This window comes from Amycolatopsis sp. (assembly GCF_036008905.1).
Classification (GTDB): domain Bacteria; phylum Actinomycetota; class Actinomycetes; order Mycobacteriales; family Pseudonocardiaceae; genus Amycolatopsis.
The window spans coordinates 1-1,524 of the sequence record NZ_DASYMU010000055.1 but is presented as its reverse complement, the minus strand read 5'-3'; the positions used below and the strand labels follow the sequence as shown (position 1 = coordinate 1,524).

The following is a 1,524-nucleotide window of genomic DNA, read 5'->3' as shown; positions in this document are numbered from 1 at the left end:
AGAAGAAGTGGATGGATTGTGGCCCCTGCGCTCGCGTGTGCGGTGATCGGGCTTTCCGCCGCCTGCGCCACGTCCCCCTCGGCGACAGCCACGTCGCCCTCGACGGCAGCCTCGTCCGCCTCGGCACCAGCAGGGCACGGCATGCCCGGCGGCGCTCCCGGATCCGGCGGCGCGGGATCCAACGCTCGGTCCGGACCGGCCGACGGGGGAGCAGTCGGCACGGTCGGCAGCGTGTCCACGTCGAGCTTCACGATGTCGACAACAGGGGGTCAGACGGTGACCGTCAACGAGGCGCCCTCTACGACGTTCCAGAACGGGACGACCTCGACCTCGGCGAGTGCCATCACAACAGGCAACAGCGTCCTCGTACTCGGGACGGCCAGCGGAACGACCATCACGGCCACGCAGGTCACCGTGCAACCGAATGGCGACGGCGGATCTGCGACTTCCGCGGCGGCAGGGGTGGTCCCATTCCAGCGCGGTGCACCGAGCGCGTCGAAGCAGGTCGGTCAGATCCCGGCGAACTACACGGAGGGGGCGGGCACGATCGTCAGCGGGACCACAGCGAACAAGGCAACGGAAGCTGCGCTGGCCGCCTACCCCGGGGGCGTCGTCGACCGTGTTGTGCAGCTGAGCAGCGGCGAGTACGAGGCCCACAACGTCGGCGTCAACTGGCCGCACCACATCTTCGTCAACCAGGACTTCACGGTCGTCGGCGCCGAGTAGCCGCCGCAGTAGGGCATTCTCGGCCGGTTCTTCCAAGCCGGCCAGGGACGTTGCACGACGAGCAGGCGTGTCTGAAGGCCCGCGTGCAGCGTCGCGTGTCAGCCTGTGTGGAGTTTGCGTAGGGGCGCGCCCGTTCCGGGCTGGTTCGCCGGAGGTTTGTGGCCTGGCACGGCGCCGGCCGCGGTCTGACTCAACAGAGGTGTGCGTGTCACGAGCCGGAAGTCGGAATGTCGACCGCAGCCCCTCTCCCACTTCTCGAGGAAGGAACGTTGCTCGGTGATCGTGATTGGGTTGAGCCGCACAAGTCCAGCCACACCGCCGCGGCATTGGATGCGAACTCGCACCGGGCGGTGGAGACGGTGCGGGTCGAGGCCACGCTGCCGGAGTACCGCCCTCTGCTGAGCTGGGCGAAGCGGTTCACCGAGCGCCGGTGGGCGGTGGAGAACGCCGGTGGGCTGGGCCGTCACCTCGCGCAGTGGCTGATCGCTCGGGGCGAGACCGGATCGCCGGCGCCGACAGGTCGCGCCATCGGTTGTCCCGCCAGGGCGACCGGAAACTGAACAACTGGTAGGGGGATGGCATTTTTAGTCGGCCGTGACCGGATCGCCGGCGGTATTCGGCACGGAGGTCGGGCCTTCTCCGACAGCTTTGCGGGCGGTGCGACGTCCGAGTTCGACGGTCAGTGCGGAGGCGGCAGCTCCGGTAGCAAGCGCGCCGTACGCCCATCCCGGACCGGTGTCATGGATGCCCAGTGCCCGATCAAGGGAGAGTTCGCCCGGGCCGCCGTCGACGAGCTCG

General features: G+C 68.8%; 4 protein-coding genes and 1 pseudogene. 2 read left to right on the top strand and 3 right to left on the bottom strand.

All coding sequences use genetic code 11. The features are described from left to right. Both VGP60_RS11165 and VGP60_RS11160 read right to left on the bottom strand, forming a co-directional pair. Window positions 1-221, bottom strand: a 221-nt coding sequence (locus VGP60_RS11165) for a hypothetical protein (RefSeq protein WP_327547864.1), incomplete at its 3' end; no start/stop codon positions are given. Between the two features lie 48 nt (window positions 222-269). Next, window positions 270-404, bottom strand: a complete 135-nt coding sequence (locus VGP60_RS11160; protein ID WP_327547863.1) for a hypothetical protein — start codon at window positions 402-404, stop codon at window positions 270-272. A 58-nt stretch (window positions 405-462) separates the two neighbouring features. Here VGP60_RS11160 and VGP60_RS11155 point away from each other — a divergent pair, with 58 nt between their 5' ends. Continuing rightward, the gene (locus VGP60_RS11155; protein ID WP_327547862.1) at window positions 463-726 is read left to right on the top strand and encodes a hypothetical protein; all 264 of its coding nucleotides are present in this window, start codon (window positions 463-465) and stop codon (window positions 724-726) included. A gap of 269 nt (window positions 727-995) precedes the next feature. Then, window positions 996-1,286 carry a hypothetical protein gene (locus tag VGP60_RS11150; RefSeq protein WP_327547861.1) on the top strand — a complete coding sequence of 97 codons (291 nt, stop codon included), beginning with the start codon at window positions 996-998 and terminating at the stop codon, window positions 1,284-1,286. A 24-nt stretch (window positions 1,287-1,310) separates the two neighbouring features. Here the strand turns inward: VGP60_RS11150 and VGP60_RS11145 are convergent. After that, a pseudogene (locus VGP60_RS11145) lies at window positions 1,311-1,524 on the bottom strand (hypothetical protein); the annotation flags it as partial.